The sequence below is a fragment of the Rhizobium aouanii genome (genome assembly GCF_037002925.1).
Classification (GTDB): Bacteria; Pseudomonadota; Alphaproteobacteria; order Rhizobiales; family Rhizobiaceae; genus Rhizobium; species Rhizobium aouanii.
This window is the reverse complement of sequence record NZ_JBAMYD010000010.1, coordinates 243,190-264,057: the sequence shown is the minus strand read 5'-3', so window position 1 is coordinate 264,057 and position 20,868 is coordinate 243,190. Positions and strand designations below refer to the sequence as shown.

Sequence of the window (20,868 nt, the reverse complement as noted above, 5' to 3'; positions counted from 1 at the left end):
GACGGACGTATTGTCCATCTTTTCAGGTTGCAATCTGGAGAAACTGGAGCGGGCGAAGGGATTCGAACCCTCGACCCCAACCTTGGCAAGGTTGTGCTCTACCCCTGAGCTACACCCGCTCAATCCGCATCGGTCCGGGGTAGTTGTTGGACCGTGGGCGCCGCCTCGCGGCGACCGGCGCTATATGGCCTAACGGGTTTTCAAATGCAACAGGGAAATGACGGAGAGGCGAAGAAAAATTCTGGGGTTCGCAGTGGCCCGGCGGAAAGGCCGCAAATGCGGGGCAAAGCGTCGGTCGCAAAGATTGCCAAACGATGTGGACCGACTTAATCAGGACGCCTCGCTTTTTTCCCTTCCTGCCCAATGGATTGCCCCATGTCCGAAAATGCCCCGAAGACAAGAGAAAAGTTGTTTGCGTTTCTCGATGGGCTTGGCATCGCCCATAAGACGGTCGACCATGCGCCGGTCTTCACCGTGGCGGAATCGGTGGCCCTGCGCGATGAAATCCCCGGCGGCCACACCAAGAATCTTTTCATCAAGGACAAGAAGGACAGGTATTTTCTGCTGACCGTGGAGGAAAATGCTGCCGTCGATCTCAAGCAGGTGCATAATGTCATCGGCGGATCCGGTCGGGTTTCTTTCGGCAGGCCGGAGAAGCTGATGGAGTATCTCGGCGTCGTTCCGGGTGCGGTCACCGCCTTCGGCGCGATCAACGATACCGCGGAGAATGTCACTTTCGTGCTCGATGCCGAGCTGATGGCGCACGAGATCGTCAACTGCCATCCGCTATCCAACGATGCGACGACCTCGATTGCGAGCAGCGATCTCATCCGTTTCATGGAAGCGACCGGACATAAGCCGCTTGTCTTGAAAGTGACGTCCTGACATACGATTTTAGCGCTAAAGCGCGTCGCGATCTTTTAGATTCGCTTGCCGCGCTTTAGTCTTTGGTTTTGCGCATGTCTTTATCGCAAAACCGCACCACAGTTTTGCGCGAGATGCTTTAGCAAAGACGCCGGCAGGATCGGCGCGGCGGGAGATACCTATGAGCGGCAGCGACAACCCCTATAACGGTTCCTTCGGAAATCAGATGACGGCGACGACAAGCTTCGGTGCTGCGCCGGAACCCGCGGCTGCGGCCGGCAGCTACATCACGGAGACGACGACCGCGAATTTCGCCAAGGACGTCATCGAGGAATCGCGCAAGCAGCCGGTGCTGGTCGATTTCTGGGCGCCCTGGTGCGGTCCGTGCAAGCAGCTGACGCCGGTACTGGAAAAGGTAATCAACGAAGCCAAGGGCCGCGTCCGGCTGGTCAAGATGAATATCGACGACCATCCCTCGATCGCCGGCCAGCTCGGCATCCAGTCGATCCCCGCCGTCATCGCCTTCGTCAACGGCCGTCCTGCTGACGGTTTCATGGGCGCGGTGCCGGAAAGCCAGATCCAGCAGTTCATCGACCGGATCGCCGGTCCGGCCGGCGCCGACGAGGCGGCCGAAATCGAAGCCGTACTCAAGGAAGCGGCGGAACTGCTTGCCGCCGGCAATATCAACGAGGCCGCTCAGCTCTATGGCGCCGTGATGCAGGCCGATCCCGAGAATGCCAAGGCGCTTGCCGGCATGGCCGAATGCATGATCGCCGCCAATCAGCATCAGCGGGCGCGCGAAATACTGACGGCGCTGCCGGAAGAGTTGGCGAAAGACGCCGGCATCCAGGCCGTGCTGATGAAGCTCGAGCAGATCGAGGAGGCCCGCAAGCTCGGCGATCCCGTTGCGCTCGAGCGTGAACTGGCCGCCAATCCCGATGACCACGAGGCGCGGCTGAAGCTCGCCAAGATCCGCAATGTCGAAGGCCGGCGCGACGAGGCGGCCGACCATCTGCTGCTGATCATGCGCAAGGACCGTGCCTTCGACGATGATGGCGCCCGCCGCCAGCTGCTGCAGTTCTTCGAGGTCTGGGGCTTCAAGGATCCAGCGACGGTTGCAGCGCGCCGCAAGCTTTCGGCGATGCTGTTCTCGTAGGGCGCCGCGCATCCGACAGGACGCGCCACGGACGGTCTATCGCATTGAATCCGTGCATGATCTTTTCCGAAAAGCGATTTTGATTTTCGGGGTATTCGCCACTGCATAATTCCTTAAATCGGAATCGATTTAAGGATCAAATTATGCAGCGATTCAAAGTGTTACAGCGTCCTTTGCGCGTCTAAAAAGACGCGCGGCGCTGTAAGTTCGAGCATCTGCCCTTGCGTTTTCGGACGAGGGCACCACATTCTCGTGAAGACGGGCATGCCCGTTACAAGAATGCGGGACGGTTTCATGCAAGTCGGGAATGCCAGATACCTGAAGCCGGGCGATCTGCCTGATGCGATCGCTGTTTTCCCCCTGACCGGTGCCCTCCTCCTGCCGGCCGGGCAGCTTCCCCTCAACATTTTCGAGCCGCGCTATCTGGCGATGCTGGATGCGGCACTGACAGGAAACCGTCTGATCGGCATGGTGCAGCCGGCGCTCGGCGAACATGAGGATAAGGGCGGCGAGCCCAATCTTGCTGCTGTCGGTTGCCTCGGCCGCATTACCTCCTTTGCCGAGACCGGCGACGGACGCTATATCGTATCGCTGACCGGCGTCTGCCGTTTCCGGCTGCTGGAGGAGAAAGCGACCAGCGATCCCTTCCGTACCTTCCGTATCGCCCCTTTTTTCGCCGACCTCTCGGCCGAGAACGAGGAGGAGGCGGTCGACCGCGCAGCGCTTCTGACCGCCTTCAAGGCCTATCTCGATGCCAACAAGCTGGAGGCCGATTGGGAGAGCGTCGAGCGGGCGAGCAATCTGACGCTCGTCAATTCACTGGCGATGATGTCGCCCTTCGGGCCGGCGGAAAAACAGGCGCTGCTAGAGGCGCCAGACCTGAAGACGCGGGCCGAGACGCTGATCGCCATCACCGAAATCGTGCTGGCGCGTGTCTTCGGTGACTCCGACACGGTTCTGCAGTAGACTTCAGCCATGGACGAAAAACTCAGCCGCGTCGATCCTAAGCTGCTCGATCTCCTGGTCTGCCCGCTCTCCAAGGGGCGGCTTTCCTATGATCGCGAGCACAATGAGCTCGTCTCGGAAAAGGCGCGGCTTGCCTATCCTATCCGCGACGGCATTCCGATCATGCTGGTGTCCGAAGCCCGCCGCCTCGACGATTGAAGCAATTCCGGGAAGCGGCTTTTCCCAGGCAAAGCGCGAGCGCTTTTGCCGGGAATTGCGTAAAAGGTTAAATCGTCTCGCCGGCAAGCAGCCGCGGATTGTCCTTTGCCGTCGTTCCGGCCGCCTGGCCGATGAAGAAGGATTTGAGACGCGGCAGCTGGTCGACGATGCCAAGGCCGACGTCGCGGGCGATGCGGATCGGCGTCGCGTCGTTGGAGAAGAGCCGGTTCAACACGTCGGTCGTCACCCCCATGCGGAAAGTGTCGAAGCGCCGCCAGGTCTGGTAGCGCTCGAGGATATTGATCGAGCCGATGTCGAGGCCGAGGCGGTCGGCTTCCACCACGGTTTCGGCAAGTGCCGCCACGTCCTTGAAGCCGAGATTGAGGCCCTGACCCGAAATCGGGTGGATACCATGGGCGGCGTCGCCGGCCAGCGCGAAACGCGGCGCGACGAAGGCGCGGGCGAGCGTCAGGCCGAGCGGGAAGGCGCGCTTGTCGCCGATAACCTTCAGCGCCCCAAGCTTGTGCCCGAAGCGGCGTTCGAGCTCTTCCTCGAAGATCAGGTCGTCGGCGGCGACCAGCCGGTTGGCATCCGACGTCCGCTCCGCCCAGACGAGCGAGGAACGGTTGTTCTTGAGCGGCAGGATGGCGAAGGGGCCGGCCGGCAGGAAATGTTCCTCGGCGCATCCGTCATGCGGCCGCTCGTGTTCGACTGTTGCGACGATGCCGGACTGGCCGTAGTCCCAGGTGACGGTCCTGATGCCGGCGAGATCGCGCAACGTCGAGCGCACGCCGTCGCAGGCAACCAGCAGCCGGGTTTCCAGCGTGCTACCGTCCGAGAGCGTGACGGTGACATGGGTGTCGTGGGTCTTCAGCTCCGTAGCGCCAAGCCCGTGGCGGATGTCGATGCCGAGCCGTTCGCAGGCGCCGCGCAGGGCTGCGACCATTGCGACATTCGGGATCATGTGGGCGAAGGGCCGACCTTCGGCCACTTCGCCGTCGAAGGTCAGAAACACCGGACGCACGGGATCGGAGGTCTTGGAGTCGGTGACGATCATCTTGGTGATCGGCTGGGCCTCCGGCTCGATCTCGTCCCATATACCGAAGACTTCGAGCATCTTCGCCGCCGCCGCGATGATGGCGGAAGCGCGCGTATCGTTTTGCCAGACATGTTCGGGGGCCGCCTCGACGACCGCGACATTCAGATGCGGGGCGGCCTGTTTGACTGCGACGGCGGCGGAAAGGCCGACATAACCCCCGCCCACAACCAGCATATCAAGCATCGCGCCGCTCCCGTACCTTGTGCCTCAGATGTGCTCTATATAGATCATCGCAACTTCACTTCCTACCGTCGGGAGACAGAGAAAATGACGCGTGAGACGATGGAGCCTTCGGCGATGGAGACGCTGCTTTCGACGCTCGACCTCGAGCCGATCGAGGTCGATATCTTCCGCGGCCGCAGTCCCAAGGTCGGCTGGCAGCGGGTCTTCGGCGGCCAGGTGATCGGTCAGGCGCTAATGGCGGCGCAGCGCACCATCGAGGGCGAGCGTTTCGTCCATTCGCTTCATGCGTATTTCATGCGCCCCGGCGATCCCACGGTGCCGATCATCTATCAGGCGGAACGCATCCGCGACGGGTCGAGCTTCAACACGCGGCGCGTCGTCGCCATCCAGCACGGCAAGGCGATCTTTGCGCTGTCGGCCTCCTTCCAGGTGGAGGAGCCGGGCTTCGAACATCAGATCGCGATGCCCGAGGTTGAGATGCCGGAAGCGCTGCTCGGCGAGCAGCAGATCAAGGAACAGTATCTCGCGCACGCGCCGGAAGCGATCCGAAAATACTGGCAGCGTGAGCGGCCGATCGAGATCCGTCCCGTCTCGCTGACGCATTATTTTTCCGACAGGAAGCTCGATCCCAAACAGGACGTCTGGGTGCGCGCCACCGGCCCGGTTCCCGACGACCGGCTCTATCAGGCTGCGGTGCTTGCCTATCTCTCGGACATGACGCTGCTCGATACGTCGCTCTATGCGCACGGAACGTCCATCTTCGACCAGAGCCTGCAGGTGGCGAGCCTCGATCACTCGATGTGGTTCCACAGACCCTGCAAACTCGACGACTGGCTGCTTTATACGCAAGACAGTCCGTCGACTTCAGGCGCCAGAGGATTAACCCGGGGTAGCCTATTTACACGGTCCGGTAGCCTGATCGCGTCGGTCGCGCAGGAAGGCCTGATTCGTAAAAAGGCAAATGAATAAAAAATATGCAACTTTGTAAATTTGCACGTTATTTGTGCGCTTGTCGGCCAATCATTTGCCTGTTTATTGGCACTCTTCATTATAATCTTTACTTTTCAATAAGTTACGTCTTGCCTCGAATCTGGCACGTCCCTTGAATGTGTATCGCCGGTCGCTGTTCAGGAACGTCAGCGGCAAGGAGAGTCGGCTCCGCGCCGAGGATAACGAAGGATGGGAAACCAGATGAAAATTGTGATGGCCATTATCAAGCCGTTCAAGCTCGATGAGGTCCGCGAAGCTCTTACGGCGATCGGTATTCAGGGGCTGACCGTGACCGAAGTGAAGGGCTACGGACGCCAGAAGGGGCATACCGAAATCTATCGCGGCACCGAATATGCGGTCAGCTTCCTGCCGAAGCTCAAGATCGAAATCGCGGTTGCATCGGAACTCGTCGACAGGGCGGTCGAGGCCATCGCGGCAGCGGCCAAGACCGGTCAGATCGGTGACGGCAAGATCTTCGTCTATTCGATCGACCATGCCGTGCGCATCCGTACGGGCGAAACCGATTCAGAAGCGCTGTAAGAACGGCAGATCAAGGAGCTTTTTCCAATGTCAATTTCGAAGTTTTCTTCCACCTTTGCGCTGACTTGCGCAGCTTCAGCCGCGCTTCTCGCGCCGGTCGTCGCTTTCGCGCAGGAGGCCGCGCCAGCCGCCACTGCCGCTGCTGCTCCTGCTCTTACGATGGACAAGGGTGATAATACCTGGATGCTCGTCTCCTCGGCGCTCGTCCTTCTGATGACCATCCCCGGCCTTGCGCTTTTCTACGGCGGTCTCGTTCGCGCCAAGAACATGCTCTCGGTGCTGATGCAGGTCTTCATGATCACGGCCGTCGTGGCGCTGATCTGGGTGACCTACGGCTATTCGCTCGCCTTCACCGACGGCGGTTCGCTGAACAGCTTCGTCGGCGGCTTCTCCAAGGCCTTCCTCGCCGGCGTCAACACCTCGTCGCTCGTCGAAACCTTCTCGAAGGGCGTCGCCATTCCGGAATACACCTTCATCGTGTTCCAGATGACGTTCGCCTGCATCACGCCCGGCCTGATCGTCGGCGCATTCGCCGAGCGCATCAAGTTCTCGGCCGTCATGCTCTTCGTCGTGCTCTGGGTCACCTTCATCTACTTCCCGATGGCACATATGGTCTGGTTCTGGGGCGGTCCGAGCTCCTATACCTCGCCGGCCGGCCTGATCTTCTCCTACGGCGCAATCGACTTCGCCGGCGGCACGGTCGTTCACATCAATGCCGGTATCGCGGGCCTCGTCGGCGCCATCATGCTCGGCAAGCGCACGGGTTATAAGAAGGAAATCATGGCTCCGCATTCGATGACGCTGACCATGGTCGGCGCCTCGCTGCTCTGGGTCGGCTGGTTCGGCTTCAATGCCGGCTCCAACCTCGAAGCCAATGCCTACGCTTCTCTCGCTATGATCAACACCTTCGTCGCAGCGGCTGCCGCCGCTGTGTCCTGGTGCATCGTCGAAACCCTCACCCGCGGCAAGGCTTCCATGCTGGGTGGCGCTTCCGGCGCGGTTGCCGGTCTCGTCGCCATCACCCCGGCGGCAGGCTTTGCCGGCCCGATGGGCTCGATCGTTCTCGGCCTCCTCGTTTCGCCGGCCTGCTACTTCTTCGTCGACGTCGTGAAGAACAAGTTCAACTACGACGACAGCCTCGATGTCTTCGGCGTCCATTGCGTCGGCGGCATCATCGGCGCTCTCGGCACCGGCATCCTCGTCAACCCGGCACTCGGCGGTGCTGGCATCGTCGATTATTCCACAGCCGATTTCGCGGCCTCCTATGCCGGCACGGCAACCCAGGTCTGGAACCAGGCCAAGGGCGTGCTGACGACGCTGCTGTGGTCGGGCATCGGTTCGGCGATCCTCTACAAGATCGTCGACGTGGTCATCGGCCTGCGTGTCACCGTCGAAGCCGAACGCGAAGGTCTCGACCTTTCGACCCACGGCGAAGCCGCCTACCACTCTTCCTGATCACAGGGTTTGCGGCGCCCGGCAAAAGGGCGCCGCTTCATGGCCCGTCACGGCCTATCTAACCATAGACCGCATTTCGCCCGGACCCTTCAAGGTTCGGGCCTTTTTTCATTTCCCTGTCCGGAATTGTCGTCCAGGCATGCATGGTTAACATCGCTTTAACCCGGCTCTGATTAGGTAGAGCGGACGCATTTTGGCACGGCGAAGCTTCAGCGATTCGCGTGTCCTCAGGCATTGGACGGGTTAGACACATGGCAAGAAGCACGTCGCCGGCGATGGATGGCCGTCCGGATCGGTTCTCCTTCTCGGCATTCATGCTGCGGCAGATCCAGGCGCTCATCGGCTTTGCGATCTTTCTGCTGCTGGCGTTCTGCGTCGCGGCACTGGCGACATGGAATGTTGCCGATCCGAGCTATTCCTATGCGACCGCCAACCTGCCGACGAATATTCTCGGTTACAGCGGGGCTGCCTTTGCCGATCTCGTCATGCAATTCCTCGGCCTTGCCAGCGTCGTTTCGATGCTGCCGATCGTCGCCTGGGCGCTGGCTCTGATCTCGGGCCGCCGCTTCAGCCGTATTCCTGCCCGCATTGGCGCCTGGTTCGGCGGTTCGGTGCTTTCATGCGCCGTCATCGGCTGTTTTCCGCCGCCGCTCACCTGGCCGATCCCGAACGGCATCGGCGGTGTCATCGGCGATATGATCCTGCGTTTTCCCGCACTCTTCGTCGGCGCTTATCCGACGGGCACCTTCGCCATGGTCGTCGGCTGCATCTTTGCCGCGCCGACCGCCTGGCTGATGCTCTTTGCATCGGGGCTCGTCGGCCGCAGCGACGCCGACGAGGAGATCGAGGAGGATTACGTCGATACGCGCAGCAAGGCCCGCGTCGTCGGAGATGAGGACGAGGAGGAGGACGAGTCCCGCTGGGTCGCTCTCAGCGGTGCCGTGACGCATGCCTGGTTCATGAGCCAGGGTCGACTGCGTCGGCTCTTCGGCATGGGGCCGCGCAAGCGGCGCCAGGGCGATTACGAATCACCTTATGATTTCAACGATGACGAGTTCGGCACGCTGAACGAACCCGTCCGCGCCAAGGCGTCGACCGTCCGCGGCGAGCGCATGGAACCGTCGATGGAGCCATCGATGGGGTCAAGAACGGCTTCGCCGCGGCGTATCGTCTCCGCGCCGTCGATGTCCATCGATGACGATGATGAAAATGACGACGACCTGCCCTTCGATAACGACATGCCGCCGCGCCCGGCCGATATCCTGCCCGATGACGATGACGACGACGACTGGATGATCCGCGCACCGGCAAAAACGGCGGGCAAGCCGGAACCGCGCGTCGTCCCCGTCGTCGCGCGTCCGAAACCCAGCGCCCGCATCGAGCGGGAGGCGCAGGGCTCGTTCATCCGTCCCGAGGGTTTCCAGCTTCCCTCGATGCATCTGCTCGCCGAGCCGAAGAATGTCGTGCGCGACTCGACGCTTTCGGCTGATGCGCTGGAACAGAATGCCCGCATGCTCGAAGGCGTGCTTGAGGATTTCGGCGTCAAGGGCGAAATCATCCATGTCCGCCCCGGCCCCGTCGTCACGCTTTACGAACTGGAGCCGGCGCCCGGTATCAAGTCGTCGCGCGTCATCGGCCTTGCCGACGATATCGCCCGCTCGATGAGCGCGATTGCCGCCCGCGTCGCCGTCGTGCCCGGCCGCAACGCGATCGGCATCGAATTGCCGAACCAGACGCGCGAAACCGTCTATCTGCGTGAACTCATCGCCTCCAGGGATTTCGAAGGCAGCAAGGCGAAGCTCGCCATGGCGCTCGGCAAGACGATCGGCGGCGAAGCCGTGATCGCCGATCTTGCCAAGATGCCGCATCTGCTCGTCGCCGGCACCACCGGTTCCGGCAAGTCGGTCGCCATCAATACGATGATCCTGTCGCTGCTCTACCGCATGACGCCGGAACAGTGCCGCCTGATCATGATCGACCCGAAGATGCTGGAACTCTCCGTCTATGACGGCATCCCGCACCTGCTTTCACCTGTCGTCACCGATCCGAAGAAGGCCGTCGTCGCGCTCAAATGGACCGTGCGCGAGATGGAAGAGCGCTACAAGAAGATGTCGAAGATCGGTGTCCGCAACATCGACGGCTTCAACACCCGCGTCGAGCAGGCGCTGTCGAAGGGCGAGGCCATCTCGCGCACGGTGCAGACCGGATTCGACCGCCATACCGGCGAGGCGATGTACGAGACCGAAGAATTCGATCTGCGGCCGATGCCCTATATCGTCGTCATCATCGACGAGATGGCCGACCTGATGATGGTCGCCGGCAAGGATATCGAAGGCGCCGTCCAACGCCTGGCGCAGATGGCGCGTGCGGCCGGTATCCACGTGATCATGGCGACACAGCGTCCGTCCGTCGACGTCATCACCGGCACGATCAAGGCAAACTTCCCGACCCGCATCTCCTTCCAGGTGACCTCGAAGATCGACAGCCGCACCATTCTCGGCGAACAGGGCGCCGAGCAGCTGCTCGGCATGGGCGACATGCTCTACATGGCGGGCGGCGGGCGTATCCAACGCGTGCATGGGCCGTTCGTTTCGGATGTCGAGGTGGAAGAGATCGTCTCCTACCTGAAGACCCAGGGTTCGCCGCAATATCTCGATGCGATCACCGCCGATGACGACGAAGACGGTGATTACGGCGGCGGTGGCGGCGGTCCGGCCGGTACCTCCAATCTTTCCGAATCGGAAGATCCCTACGACCAGGCGGTTGCCATCGTGCTGCGCGACGGCAAGGCGTCGACCTCCTACGTGCAGCGCCGACTCGGCATCGGCTACAACCGCGCCGCCTCGCTCGTCGAGCGCATGGAGAAGGAGGGCATCATCGGTCCAGCCAACCATGCCGGCAAACGCGAGATCCTCGTTCCGACCGAAGGCGACATCCTCGACCGCTGACATATCAGGCCTATATATCCGATGCAGCCAGCCGCTTTGCGGAAACCTGATAGGATCGAAGCCGTTACCTCTCGCAGGCCGATCGCAACGCCTTGAAGACGCCGCCTTTCGGCAGCATGCAGATCGCATAAAGGAGATTTAGATGAGTCACTCCGATACCTTCCTCTCCGGCCTGACGGTAACGCGCCGCGATCTTCTCGGCGCTTTTGCCGTCGCTGCGATAGCGAGCGCCATTCCCTTCGGCGCTTACGCGCAGGCGGCGGCTCCCGCCTCCGGCACGGCGCAGGCGATCGCCGATCATTTCTCCGGCGTCACGACGATGCAGGGCGAATTCGTGCAGTTCGGCCCGCGCGGCGAACAGACCGGCGGCAAGTTCTTCATCCAGCGCCCCGGCAAGCTGCGCTTCAACTATGACGATCCGTCGCCGATGCGGGTGATCGCCGACGGCAAGAACGTCGCCATCGGCAATACGAAGCTCAAGACCTGGGATCTCTATCCGCTCTCCAAGACCCCGCTCAGCCTGCTCCTGGCGCAGCGTATCGACCTTTCGGCCGGCATGGTGAAGGGCGTGAAGGAAGAGTCTGACCTGACGACAATTGCGCTCGGCAACAATACGGTGTTCGGAAACTCGACCATCACCATGATGTTCGACCCGAAGACCTACGACCTGCGGCAGTGGACGATCACCGACAATCAGGGCAAGGACACCTCGGTGATGATCTTCAACGTCAAAACCGGCATGCAGTTCGACGATCGCGTCTTCCGCGTGCCCTATGAGACCATTCCAGGCACGCCTCAGTCGCGCGATTGAACCTTTTCGGTTGATCGGCCGCTCCTTTTACAAGCGGCCGGTTCCCTCGCGTCCGCCTTTGTTTTAAAGCCCTTTCATGAAAGCGCGTCGCGTCGAGCCGGTTCGGCCGGCATGCGGGCATTGGACGCGAGAGGGTATGGGGCATGGGGTTTTCGATCACCACCTGGAACATCAATTCGGTGCGGCTGCGCATGCCGATCGTCGAGCAGCTCGTTCTCAAGCACAGGCCCGATATCCTCTGCCTGCAGGAAACCAAGGTGACGAACGACCTGTTTCCCGCGGCACCGCTCAGGGCGATGGGCTACAATCACATCATCATCCATGGCCAGAAGGGCTACCACGGCGTGGCGATCGCCTCGCGCATTCCGTTGACCGAGGATCACCGGCAGGATTATTGCGGCGTCGGCGATGCGCGCCACATCTCGGCGATCTTCGAGCACGGCAATCGTCGCGTTCGGCTGCATAATTTCTATGTCCCGGCCGGCGGCGACGAGCCGGATCGCACGATCAATCGGAAATTCGGCCACAAGCTCGATTTCATCGAGGAGATGAAGCTGCTGAAAGCCAATGGCGAGGCCAACACCTCAGCCATCCTCGTGGGCGACCTCAACATCGCGCCGCTGGAGCATGACGTCTGGTCGCACAAGCAGCTTCTGAAGATCGTCAGCCATACGCCCGTCGAAACCGACGGACTGCTCGAGGTGATGAAACGCGGCGCCTGGCTCGATCTGATCCGCCAGCATGTGCCTGCCAGCGAGAAACTCTACACCTGGTGGAGCTACCGCGCCAAGGATTGGGAGGCCGCCGACCGCGGCCGCCGTCTCGACCATATCTGGTCGTCGTCGGATCTCGGGCCGCTTCTCAAGCGGATAGAAATCCTGAAGGAGGCGCGCGGCTGGGATCGGCCCTCCGACCACGTACCGGTGACGGCGCATTTCGATTTCTAAGCCAAACTCAGTGCGTTCTTCCGGACGCGCAGTGCCCTGGCTGAATCAGTTGAAGCGGTAGAACTGGCTTGCGGCCTTTGCCGCAAGCTCCGCAAGATTATCGCGGATCCGGTTCTCGATCAGCCGGGCTGCGTCCGGATATTCTTCGATCAGCCGGTGGAACAGCGCCCGGGTGATGCGGATGATGCTGGTATCTTCGCGCGCTACCGCGGTGAACTTGCGCTCTACCAGCGTCACCAGCGCCAGCTCGGAAACCAGGGTTCCGGGACCGGCGATCCCCTCTGTCCTCTGCATGCCGTCGCTGCTCGTCGCGCTCAGCTCCAGGCTGCCGCTGAGGATGACATAGGCGCTCTCGGCGGGCGAGCCCTGGCGAAACAGCATCTGGCCGGCAGCGATCATGCGCCTGTCGGCGCCGAAGGCGATCAACCGCAGCTGATCCTCGCTCATGTCCTTGAACAGAGGAAGCTGCGCGAGCATGTGGATGTCGTCGGTCAGCGCCATGCGGGCTTTTCGCCTTAGAGCAATTCCAGCAGAATGCGTCGCGGTCCTGCGTTCGGAATTGCGTGAAAACAAAGAGATAGAGCACTTCCGTGATTCGGAAAAACGAAACTGCTCTAGGGTATGATCTTGTAGCCGCCGTTTTCCGTGACGAGGATTTCGGCATTGGAGGGATCGCGCTCGATCTTCTGGCGCAGGCGATAGACGTGGGTTTCCAGCGTATGCGTCGTCACGCCGGAATTATAGCCCCAGACCTCTTCGAGCAACACGTCGCGGGTAACGACCTTCTGTTCGGCGCGGTAGAGATAGCGGATGATCGCCGCTTCCTTTTCCGTCAGCCGGATCTTCTGGCCGTTATCGGTGGTGAGCAACTTCTGGCTCGGCTTGAAGAGGTAGGGGCCGACGGTGAAGGTCGCGTCCTCGCTCTGCTCATGCTGGCGCAGCTGCACGCGAATGCGGGCGAGCAGCACGGCGAAGCGGAAAGGTTTGGTGACATAGTCGTTGGCGCCGGCTTCGAGACCGAGGATTGTGTCCGAATCGGTATCGTGGCCGGTCAGCATGATGATCGGCGCCTTGAAACCGCCCTTGCGCAGCAGCTTCACCGCCTCGCGGCCGTCCATATCGGGCAGGCCGACATCCATGATCAGCAGGTCGATCGGCATCGAGCGGGCGGTCGCCACACCTTTGCCGGCGTTGGCTTCCTGCAGAACCGTGAATTCCTCATACAGCGACAATTGCTCCGTCAGCGTCTGTCGAAGGTCATCGTCGTCATCCACCAGAAGAATGGTGCGTGCGGTCATGCCGTTTGCGTCCTCGTGTTAAGTCCCCTAGTCCTACGCCAAATTCCTGGTTTGGCAAGGATCGGGCAGCGGGCTGTTGCCGGGTCGGTTTCGATATGATTTCAATCGAAGCCCCAGACAAGGCACGACATGCGAGAAAAATGGAAAAAGCAAGGCAGAGGCGGGGGATAAAGCGGCAGACGATCGTGGTGCGTCCTGCGCCGGGGCGCAAGAGCCGGGCGATCGTCCGGCTCGGCGCCATCACCGTGCCCGCCGCGATCGGCCGCTCCGGCCGCACAGTGATGAAACGAGAGGGCGACGGCGCCACGCCGATCGCTTCGATGAAGCTGATATCAGGCTTCCGGCGCGGCGAGCGGAACGGCCGGCTCGTCACTCCGCTTTCCATCCGCCGCATCCGCCCCGACATGCTCTGGTGCGATCAGTCCGGCAGTGCCAGCTACAACCGCCTCGTCCGGGCGCCGTTCAGCGCAAGTCACGAGGAGATGCGGCGCGGCGACGGGCTCTACGACATCTGCCTGGTGATGGACTGGAACATCTCCTCGCGTGCACGCAATCGCGGCTCGGCAATCTTCTTCCACCTCATCAGGCCGGGCTACGAGCCGACGGCGGGCTGCGTGGCGGTGAGCCTGCGCGACATGCGCCGCCTCCTGCCTTTCCTTCGAAAGGGAACGATTGTCCGCGTCGTCTGATTGTCTTCCGGATGCGGCCGCCTATATGCTTCCGGTGACCGAACGCTCGGGCTGAAATGCGTTCAGGGACGCCCCGTAGGTGCGGGCGCAATTCATGCCTCGTCCAATTCTTCAAACTCCCGGAGATATATTGTGACCGCTCAACCCATCATCACTTTCCATGACGGACATTCCATTCCGCAGGTCGGCCTCGGCGTCTGGCAGACGCCGCAGGACATTGCAGCTCCCACCGTGCGCACGGCGATCGCCGCCGGCTATCGTCATATCGATACCGCTTCCGGTTACGACAACGAAGAGGGCGTCGGCGAAGGCATCCGCTCTTCCGGCCTCGACCGCAAGGACATCTTCGTCACCACCAAGCTCAGGAATACCGATCAAGGCTATGACAATACGCTGCGCGCCTTCGACGGCAGCCTGAAGAAGCTCGGCTCCGAATATGTCGACCTCTATCTCATTCACTGGCCGTCGCCGCATCGCGGCCTCTATACCGAGACGTGGAAGGCTTTCGTCCGCATTCGGGAAGAGGGCCGTGCCCGCTCGATCGGCGTGTCAAATTTCAATCCTGAACATCTCGAGCGCATCATCGGCGAAACCGGCGTCGTCCCCGTCATCAACCAGATCGAGCTGCATCCCGATTTCCAGCAGAAGGCGGCGCAGGAGGTTCACAAGAAACTTGGTATCGCCACCGAATCCTGGAGCCCGCTCGGCCAGGGCAAGTTCATCTCGAACGCCGATATCGGCGAGATCGCCAAAAAGCATCAGAAGACGCCGGCTCAGGTCATCATTCGCTGGCACATCGACACCGGCCTCGTCGTCATCCCGAAATCGGTGACGCCGTCGCGTATCGAGGAGAATTTCCAGGTGTTCGACTTCAAGCTCGATGCCGACGATATGGCCGCGATCGCCAGGCTCGACAGCGCCGGTGCCCGCATGGGACCGGATCCGATGACGGCAACTTTCTGATCGTCGCCTCGATTACCGCCAGCCAATCAAGGGTCGTCCCGCAGAAGACAGCATGCGGGGCCGCTGTATAAGGCGACCGAGGCCGGGCGGCATAAAATGTGAAGCCCACCGATGCGCAGCGGCATCGGTGGGCTTTTGATTGTTATCCGTTTTAACGGATCAGTTCCACTCGCGGATATCGACGAAGTGCCCGGCGATCGCGGCTGCGGCTGCCATTGCCGGCGAGACGAGGTGCGTGCGGCCCTTGAAGCCCTGACGGCCTTCGAAGTTGCGGTTCGAGGTCGAAGCGCAACGTTCGCCCGGCTTCAGGCGGTCGTCGTTCATCGCAAGACACATGGAGCAGCCCGGCTCGCGCCAGTCGAAACCGGCGGCCTTGAAGATCTTGTCGAGGCCTTCGGCTTCCGCCTGTTCCTTGACGAGGCCGGAGCCCGGAACGATCATCGCGTCGACGGTTGGGGCAACCGTCTTGCCTTCGACGACCTTGGCGACTTCGCGCAGATCCTCGATGCGGCCGTTGGTGCAGGAGCCGATGAAAACGCGGTCAAGCGTGATGTCGGTCATCTTCGTGCCTGGCTTCAGGCCCATATAGTCGAGCGCGCGCCACTTGGAGGTGCGCTTGGTTTCGTCCGGAATGTCATCCGGGTTCGGAACGATGCCCTGGACGGAGATGACATCCTCGGGCGAAGAGCCCCAGGAAACGATCGGCGGCAGGCTGGCGGCGTCGAGCACGACGACGCGGTCGTAATGAGCGCCCTCGTCGGTCTGCAGGGTCTTCCAATAGGCGATCGCCTGTTCCAGCGCCTCGCCCTTCGGCGCGCGCGGCTTGCCTTTGATATACTCGAAGGTCTTTTCATCCGGGGCGATCAGACCGGCGCGGGCGCCGCCCTCGATCGTCATGTTGCAGATCGTCATGCGGCCTTCCATCGACAGCGCGCGGATCGCTTCGCCGGCAAATTCGATGACGTGGCCGGTGCCGCCGGCCGTGCCGATCTCGCCGATGATGGCAAGGATGATGTCCTTGGCGGTGACGTGCGGCGGAAGCACGCCGTCGACCCGCACCAGCATGTTCTTCGCCTTCTTCTGGATCAGCGTCTGGGTCGCCAGCACATGCTCGACCTCGGAGGTGCCGATGCCGTGCGCCAGCGCGCCGAAGGCGCCGTGCGTCGAGGTATGGCTGTCGCCGCACACGATGGTCATGCCGGGCAGGGTGAAGCCCTGTTCCGGACCGACAATGTGGACGATGCCCTGGCGCTTGTCGCTTGCCGAATAATATTCGACACCGAATTCGGCGGCATTGGTCGCCAGCGCTTCCACCTGGATGCGGCTTTCCTCGTTCTTGATGCCGAGATGGCGGTCGGGCGAGGTCGGAACATTATGGTCGACGACGGCGAGCGTCTTTTCCGGCGCGCGAACCTTGCGACCGGTCATGCGCAGGCCTTCGAAAGCCTGCGGTGAGGTGACTTCGTGGACCAGATGGCGGTCGATGTAGAGAAGACAGGTGCCGTCTGCCTGTTCGTCGACCAGATGATCGTCCCAGATCTTGTCGTAGAGGGTACGCGGTGCGCTCATGGCGTAAAGTCCGTTTATTTGGAAGCTTTGGAAAATCGAGAAATGGCGGATCAGGCTCCGCCGGCCGTCATTCGATCAACGAAGTCGGCTGTTGAGCGCACCGGACACGCACGCAAAAAACCGCGCCGGCAGGCGATAATGGTCCTGCAGCACGAAAATATGCGCACCAATGCATCTGAACTTGGATTCCATGGCCCTGCATATAGCGATTTTTCGCGGCGGCTTCAATTTGAATCATCAGCAGACACTCTGCAGCCAATCAGCGGCGCGGCTGGGATTTGATCGCTTACCGCGACTTCATCCATTTCTCCGTCCGCCGCAGCGCCAGCGACAGGCCGATCGTCAGGATCAGATAGATATAGGTGACGATCGAATAGGTCTCGAAGAAGCGGAAGGAGCCGGCGGCATAGACCTTGCCCATCTGGGTGATGTCGGCGACGCCGAGCACGGAGACGAGCGAGCTGTCCTTCACCATCGAGACGAAATCGTTGGAGAGCGGCGGGAAGATCACCCGGATCGCCTGCGGGAAGACGACGGAGCGGAAGCGCCGGTAGCGCGACAGGCCAAGCGCCTTGGCCGCCTCGATCTGGCCGATATCGACCGACTGGAAACCGGCCCGGAAGATTTCGGCGATGAAGGAGGAATAACCGACCGTCAGCGCGATGATCGCTCGCCACATCAGCGAGAGATCGCGCACCAGGATGGGCTCGGCCATGCCTGATGTCACCAGCGGCGAAATCAGGAAGTTGTAGGCTGCGACCAGAGCCGGCGCGCCGACGAAGGCGACGTAGAACAGCAGCACGAGGATCGGTATGCCGCGGATGATCTCGATGTAGAATCGCGCGATCTGACGCAGCACCTGGCTGTCGGCCATGCCGAGCAGGCAGATGCCGAGGCCGAGCACGGTGGCGAACACGAAGGCGATCAGCGTGACGAAGACGGTGACGCCGACACCGTTGACGACGGTGCGGAAGACCTGGGCATAGATATCGTTGGCGACGATGACGGCGGCAAGCACGATGCCGATCGCAACAAGGGCGATCAGCCACCACGGATAGTCGTCCTTGACGTATCTGTCTGGAGATGGTCGCAGGGCCATCAGCGAATTGCCGGCGTCATTCGCCCATCTTGTAGTCGAGGAACCACTTCTTGTTCAGCCCATCCAGCGTGCCGTCGGCCTTGAGTGCGGCGATGGCGGCATTGACCGGGGCGACGAGGTCGGACCCTTTCGGGAAGATGAAGCCGAAATCTTCGGTGCCGAGCGGTTCGCCGATCAGCTTGAGGGCACCGTTCGAGGCGTCGACATAGCCCTTGCCGGCGGTGCCGTCGGTCAGCACGACGTCGACATCGCCGGCCTTCAGGGCCTGCACGGTGGCGCCGAAGGTTTCGAAGAGCTTGATGCGCGGGTTCTGCTCGTTGCCATCAAGCACTTCATAGACGGCGGTGTAGAAGGGCGTGGTCCCGGGCTGCGCGCCGACCAGGCCATCCTTGAATTCGCCGAAGGACTTGGCGTCGGTGAAGCGTTTCTCATCGCCGCGCACCAGCATGAACTGCTGCGAGCGCATATAGGGATCGGAGAAGTCCACCTTCTGCTTGCGGTCGTCCTTGATGGTGATGCCGGTCATGCCGATGTTGTACTGGCCATCGGAAACCGCCTGGATCATCGCGTCCCAGCTGGTGTTCTGGTATTCGACCTTGAAATTCAGCCGCTTGGCGATCTCGTTCATCGCATCATATTCCCAGCCGATCGCCTTGCCGGATTTCGGATCGACGAATTGCAGCGGCGGATAGGCATTCTCGGTGACGACGACGACGCTCTTGCCGCCGAGATCGGGCAGTTCGGCGGCCGACGTGGCCAGGGGCAGAAGAGCAAGGGCGGCGAAGCTCGCAAGAACGGTACGACGAAACAACATTGAACGGTTCCCCAAAATTGAACGGCAAAAACTGTCACGGAAGATAGGCCTGAGGCAAGGCCGCCGGCTGCGCACCGAAGCAAAAAATAGAAAAGGCGACCCGAAGGCCGCCTTTCCAAGCGAAAGAATTTTGCTTCAAGCAAAGAATTTTGCGTGGCGCAGATCTTATTCTGCTGCCGGTTCCGCTGCAGCGGCGGCTGCTTCTGCGGCGGCCTTTTCAGCAGCGGCTTTGGCTTCCGCAGCTTCTGCTGCTGCCTTCTCGGCGGCGAGCGCTTGGGCTGCTGCAACCTTTTCAGCTTCGATGCGTGCCTTTTCCTCGGCAATGGCGGCGCGCTCGGCGTCGTTGAGCTTGCGGGCGCGAACGCCGGTGTCTTCAACGATACGGGCAGACTTGCCGCGACGGTCGCGCAGGTAATAGAGCTTGGCGCGACGGACCTTACCGCGGCGAACGACGTCGACGCTTTCGATCATCGGCGAGTAGATCGGGAATACGCGCTCGACGCCTTCGCCGTAGGAGATCTTGCGGACCGTGAAGTTTTCCTGCAGGCCGCCGCCGGAGCGGGCGATGCAGACGCCTTCATAGGCCTGAACGCGGGTACGGGTGCCTTCCGTGACCTTCACGTTGACGCGGACGGTGTCGCCCGGGGAAAATTCGGGAAGCGTGCGCTTGGCTTCGATCTTGGCGGCCTGTTCGGCCTCAAGCTGCTGAATGATGTTCATCGTCTTAACCTTTGGTTCTTCTGAAACAGCCAGAGCGCTCAACACTGATCCTTCGGAACTGGCCTCAGGACTTTGCCCGTCAAGGGCGGGAGCGGATTCGCCATTCTTTGTTTGCTGGCAGACGGGGATAAACCCCATTTCCGCGTGCGCCAATACACGAAAGGCCAGGGCCTGTCATCCCTTGGACGGCATTTTTGTGAAAAGGGCTGCGAAATCAGCCGTTTTTCTTGCTTTTGGCCTCTTCAAGCAGATCCGGCCGGCGCTCCCGCGTCAGCCGCACCGCTTCCTGATGCCGCCATTTCTCGATGGCGCCATGGTTGCCCGAGGTGAGGATCGCGGGGATTTCCCGGCCTTCCCATTCCTGCGGGCGGGTGTAATGCGGATGTTCCAGCAGTCCGCCTTCGAAGCTTTCGTGCAGGCCGGAAAGATCGTTGCCCATGACACCGGGCAAGATACGGACGATGGCATCGAGCACGATCAGCGCCGCCGGCTCGCCGCCTGACAGGACGTAGTCGCCGATCGAAACCTCTTCCAGTCCGCGCGCCTCGATCACCCGCTGGTCGACGCCTTCGAAGCGGCCGCAGACGATGATGACACCGTCGCCTGCGGCGAGCTCGCGCACACGCTGCTGCGTCAGCGGCCGGCCGCGCGGGCTCATCAGCAGCCGCGGGCGGGTATCGTTTTCCGAGGCGCTGTCGATCGCGCGGGCGAGAATGTCGGGTTTCAGCACCATGCCGGCGCCGCCGCCGGCCGGGGTGTCGTCAACGGTGCGGTGTCTGTCGGTGGCGAAGTCGCGGATCTGAACCGTGTCCAGCGACCATTGCCCCCGCTCCATCGCCTTGCCGGCGAGCGAGAAGCCCAGATGCCCCGGAAACATCTCCGGATAAAGTGTCAGCACGCTCGCCCGGAACGCCATTACTTCTTCTTTTTCGGCTTGTCGGGAGTGAATTTCGAAAGCTCTTCGGGATCGTCGACCAGCCCCGCCGCCAGCGGATCGATCAGCAGCGTGCCGGCCTCGAGGTCGATCTCCAGCACCGAGGCTTCGGAGAAGGGGATCAGTACCGGGCGCTTGCCCGGACCTTTGAGTTCCAGCAGGTCGCCAGCGCCGAAATCGAAGACGCCGGTGACCGTGCCATAGCTGACGCCCTTGTCGTCGCGCGCCTCGAGCCCTTCGAGATCGGCATAGTAGAACTCGTCTTCGTCCAGCTCCTCGTCCGGCAGGTTGTCCCGCTCGATATAGAGCTCAAGCCCGTTCAGGGCCTCGGCGGCATTGCGGTCGTTGACGCCGCGGAAACGGACGACGACGACATTCTTCATCTCGCGGATTTCGAGGACTTCGAAGCTACGGCCGTCCATGCTGTGCAGATGGCCGTAGTCGCCAAGCGCGCCGGGATCGGCCGTATAGGCCTTGGCGCGCACCTCGCCCCGGAGGCCTTGCGCGCCACCGATCGTCGCCATCAGAACGGGGTTTTCAAGCTTGGTCATGGGTTCCTTCATGTGAAGCCGAAAGACAGGTTTCTCATAAACGAAGTGCGTGCGATTGGAAACGAAAACGGGCG

At 61.5% G+C, this 20,868-nt stretch carries 22 protein-coding genes and 1 tRNA gene; 13 read left to right on the top strand and 10 right to left on the bottom strand.

The features are described from left to right. Positions 1 to 44 precede the first annotated feature (44 nt). Positions 45 to 119: transfer RNA gene (locus V8P77_RS19420), tRNA-Gly, on the bottom strand. A 256-nt stretch (positions 120 to 375) separates the two neighbouring features. On the opposite strand from V8P77_RS19420, the gene V8P77_RS19415 reads away from it, so the two are divergent. The 4 genes from V8P77_RS19415 (at position 376) to V8P77_RS19400 (ending at position 3,184) form a co-directional block, all read left to right on the top strand. Then, complete coding sequence (locus tag V8P77_RS19415) at positions 376 to 885, top strand: prolyl-tRNA synthetase associated domain-containing protein (protein ID WP_335913834.1); 510 nt, start codon at positions 376 to 378, stop codon at positions 883 to 885. A 160-nt stretch (positions 886 to 1,045) separates the two neighbouring features. Beyond that, a complete protein-coding gene (gene trxA / locus V8P77_RS19410; protein ID WP_335913833.1) occupies positions 1,046 to 2,020 on the top strand; it encodes a thioredoxin in 975 nt (324 codons plus the stop codon). Between the two features lie 279 nt (positions 2,021 to 2,299). Continuing rightward, positions 2,300 to 2,986 carry an LON peptidase substrate-binding domain-containing protein gene (locus V8P77_RS19405; protein WP_335913850.1) on the top strand — a complete coding sequence of 229 codons (687 nt, stop codon included), beginning with the start codon at positions 2,300 to 2,302 and terminating at the stop codon, positions 2,984 to 2,986. A gap of 9 nt (positions 2,987 to 2,995) precedes the next feature. Next, positions 2,996 to 3,184: a Trm112 family protein gene (locus V8P77_RS19400; RefSeq protein WP_017962471.1), complete on the top strand. Its 189-nt coding sequence runs from the start codon at positions 2,996 to 2,998 to the stop codon at positions 3,182 to 3,184. A gap of 67 nt (positions 3,185 to 3,251) precedes the next feature. On the opposite strand, the gene V8P77_RS19395 is transcribed toward V8P77_RS19400, so the two are convergent. Continuing rightward, positions 3,252 to 4,466, bottom strand: coding sequence for a ubiquinone biosynthesis hydroxylase (locus V8P77_RS19395; RefSeq protein ID WP_335913832.1), 1,215 nt, complete (start codon positions 4,464 to 4,466; stop codon positions 3,252 to 3,254). Positions 4,467 to 4,550: 84 nt separating this feature from the next. On the opposite strand from V8P77_RS19395, the gene tesB reads away from it, so the two are divergent. From tesB to V8P77_RS19365, 6 genes are all read left to right on the top strand, one after another. After that, positions 4,551 to 5,435, top strand: a complete 885-nt coding sequence (tesB, locus tag V8P77_RS19390; RefSeq protein ID WP_335913831.1) for an acyl-CoA thioesterase II — start codon at positions 4,551 to 4,553, stop codon at positions 5,433 to 5,435. Between the two features lie 210 nt (positions 5,436 to 5,645). Then, entirely contained in the window at positions 5,646 to 5,996 is a 351-nt protein-coding gene (locus V8P77_RS19385) for a P-II family nitrogen regulator (RefSeq protein ID WP_017962468.1), read from the top strand. 27 nt (positions 5,997 to 6,023) lie between these two features. Then, positions 6,024 to 7,451, top strand: a complete 1,428-nt coding sequence (locus V8P77_RS19380) for an ammonium transporter (RefSeq protein WP_335913830.1) — start codon at positions 6,024 to 6,026, stop codon at positions 7,449 to 7,451. Between the two features lie 251 nt (positions 7,452 to 7,702). Then, positions 7,703 to 10,399 (top strand): DNA translocase FtsK, encoded by a 2,697-nt coding sequence (locus tag V8P77_RS19375; protein WP_335913829.1) that lies wholly within the window; start codon positions 7,703 to 7,705, stop codon positions 10,397 to 10,399. 142 nt (positions 10,400 to 10,541) lie between these two features. Beyond that, complete coding sequence (locus tag V8P77_RS19370; RefSeq protein ID WP_062941343.1) at positions 10,542 to 11,210, top strand: outer membrane lipoprotein carrier protein LolA; 669 nt, start codon at positions 10,542 to 10,544, stop codon at positions 11,208 to 11,210. A 143-nt stretch (positions 11,211 to 11,353) separates the two neighbouring features. After that, positions 11,354 to 12,157 carry an exodeoxyribonuclease III gene (locus tag V8P77_RS19365; RefSeq protein WP_335913828.1) on the top strand — a complete coding sequence of 268 codons (804 nt, stop codon included), beginning with the start codon at positions 11,354 to 11,356 and terminating at the stop codon, positions 12,155 to 12,157. A gap of 45 nt (positions 12,158 to 12,202) precedes the next feature. Here the strand turns inward: V8P77_RS19365 and V8P77_RS19360 are convergent, their stop codons facing one another. Further along, positions 12,203 to 12,658: a cyclic nucleotide-binding domain-containing protein gene (locus tag V8P77_RS19360; RefSeq protein WP_168346056.1), complete on the bottom strand. Its 456-nt coding sequence runs from the start codon at positions 12,656 to 12,658 to the stop codon at positions 12,203 to 12,205. Positions 12,659 to 12,771: 113 nt separating this feature from the next. Next, on the bottom strand, positions 12,772 to 13,455 hold the full coding sequence (locus V8P77_RS19355) for a response regulator transcription factor (RefSeq protein WP_025396360.1): 684 nt from the start codon (positions 13,453 to 13,455) through the stop codon (positions 12,772 to 12,774). A 167-nt stretch (positions 13,456 to 13,622) separates the two neighbouring features. Between V8P77_RS19355 and V8P77_RS19350 the strand changes: the two genes are divergently transcribed. Next, positions 13,623 to 14,144 (top strand): L,D-transpeptidase family protein, encoded by a 522-nt coding sequence (locus V8P77_RS19350; RefSeq protein ID WP_335913849.1) that lies wholly within the window; start codon positions 13,623 to 13,625, stop codon positions 14,142 to 14,144. Positions 14,145 to 14,276: 132 nt separating this feature from the next. Further along, positions 14,277 to 15,107, top strand: a complete 831-nt coding sequence (locus V8P77_RS19345) for an aldo/keto reductase (RefSeq protein WP_335913827.1) — start codon at positions 14,277 to 14,279, stop codon at positions 15,105 to 15,107. Positions 15,108 to 15,266: 159 nt separating this feature from the next. On the opposite strand, the gene leuC is transcribed toward V8P77_RS19345, so the two are convergent. Further along, positions 15,267 to 16,676: a 3-isopropylmalate dehydratase large subunit gene (gene leuC, locus V8P77_RS19340; RefSeq protein WP_020052055.1), complete on the bottom strand. Its 1,410-nt coding sequence runs from the start codon at positions 16,674 to 16,676 to the stop codon at positions 15,267 to 15,269. 42 nt (positions 16,677 to 16,718) lie between these two features. Here leuC and V8P77_RS19335 point away from each other — a divergent pair, with 42 nt between their 5' ends. Next, a complete protein-coding gene (locus tag V8P77_RS19335) occupies positions 16,719 to 16,958 on the top strand; it encodes a hypothetical protein (protein WP_335913851.1) in 240 nt (79 codons plus the stop codon). Between the two features lie 4 nt (positions 16,959 to 16,962). Here V8P77_RS19335 and V8P77_RS19330 read toward each other — a convergent pair whose 3' ends face one another. The 5 genes from V8P77_RS19330 to rimM form a co-directional block, all read right to left on the bottom strand. Next, entirely contained in the window at positions 16,963 to 17,775 is an 813-nt protein-coding gene (locus V8P77_RS19330; protein ID WP_335913826.1) for an amino acid ABC transporter permease, read from the bottom strand. A gap of 16 nt (positions 17,776 to 17,791) precedes the next feature. Beyond that, a complete protein-coding gene (locus V8P77_RS19325) occupies positions 17,792 to 18,589 on the bottom strand; it encodes a basic amino acid ABC transporter substrate-binding protein (protein WP_335913825.1) in 798 nt (265 codons plus the stop codon). Between the two features lie 165 nt (positions 18,590 to 18,754). Further along, positions 18,755 to 19,309, bottom strand: coding sequence for a 50S ribosomal protein L19 (gene rplS / locus V8P77_RS19320; RefSeq protein ID WP_033181895.1), 555 nt, complete (start codon positions 19,307 to 19,309; stop codon positions 18,755 to 18,757). A 214-nt stretch (positions 19,310 to 19,523) separates the two neighbouring features. Further along, positions 19,524 to 20,225, bottom strand: coding sequence for a tRNA (guanosine(37)-N1)-methyltransferase TrmD (gene trmD / locus V8P77_RS19315; protein ID WP_222420498.1), 702 nt, complete (start codon positions 20,223 to 20,225; stop codon positions 19,524 to 19,526). Continuing rightward, the gene (gene rimM / locus V8P77_RS19310) at positions 20,225 to 20,794 is read right to left on the bottom strand and encodes a ribosome maturation factor RimM (RefSeq protein ID WP_026158926.1); all 570 of its coding nucleotides are present in this window, start codon (positions 20,792 to 20,794) and stop codon (positions 20,225 to 20,227) included. Before rimM ends, trmD begins: the two co-directional genes overlap by 1 nt. Between the last annotated feature and the right edge of the window lie 74 nt (positions 20,795 to 20,868).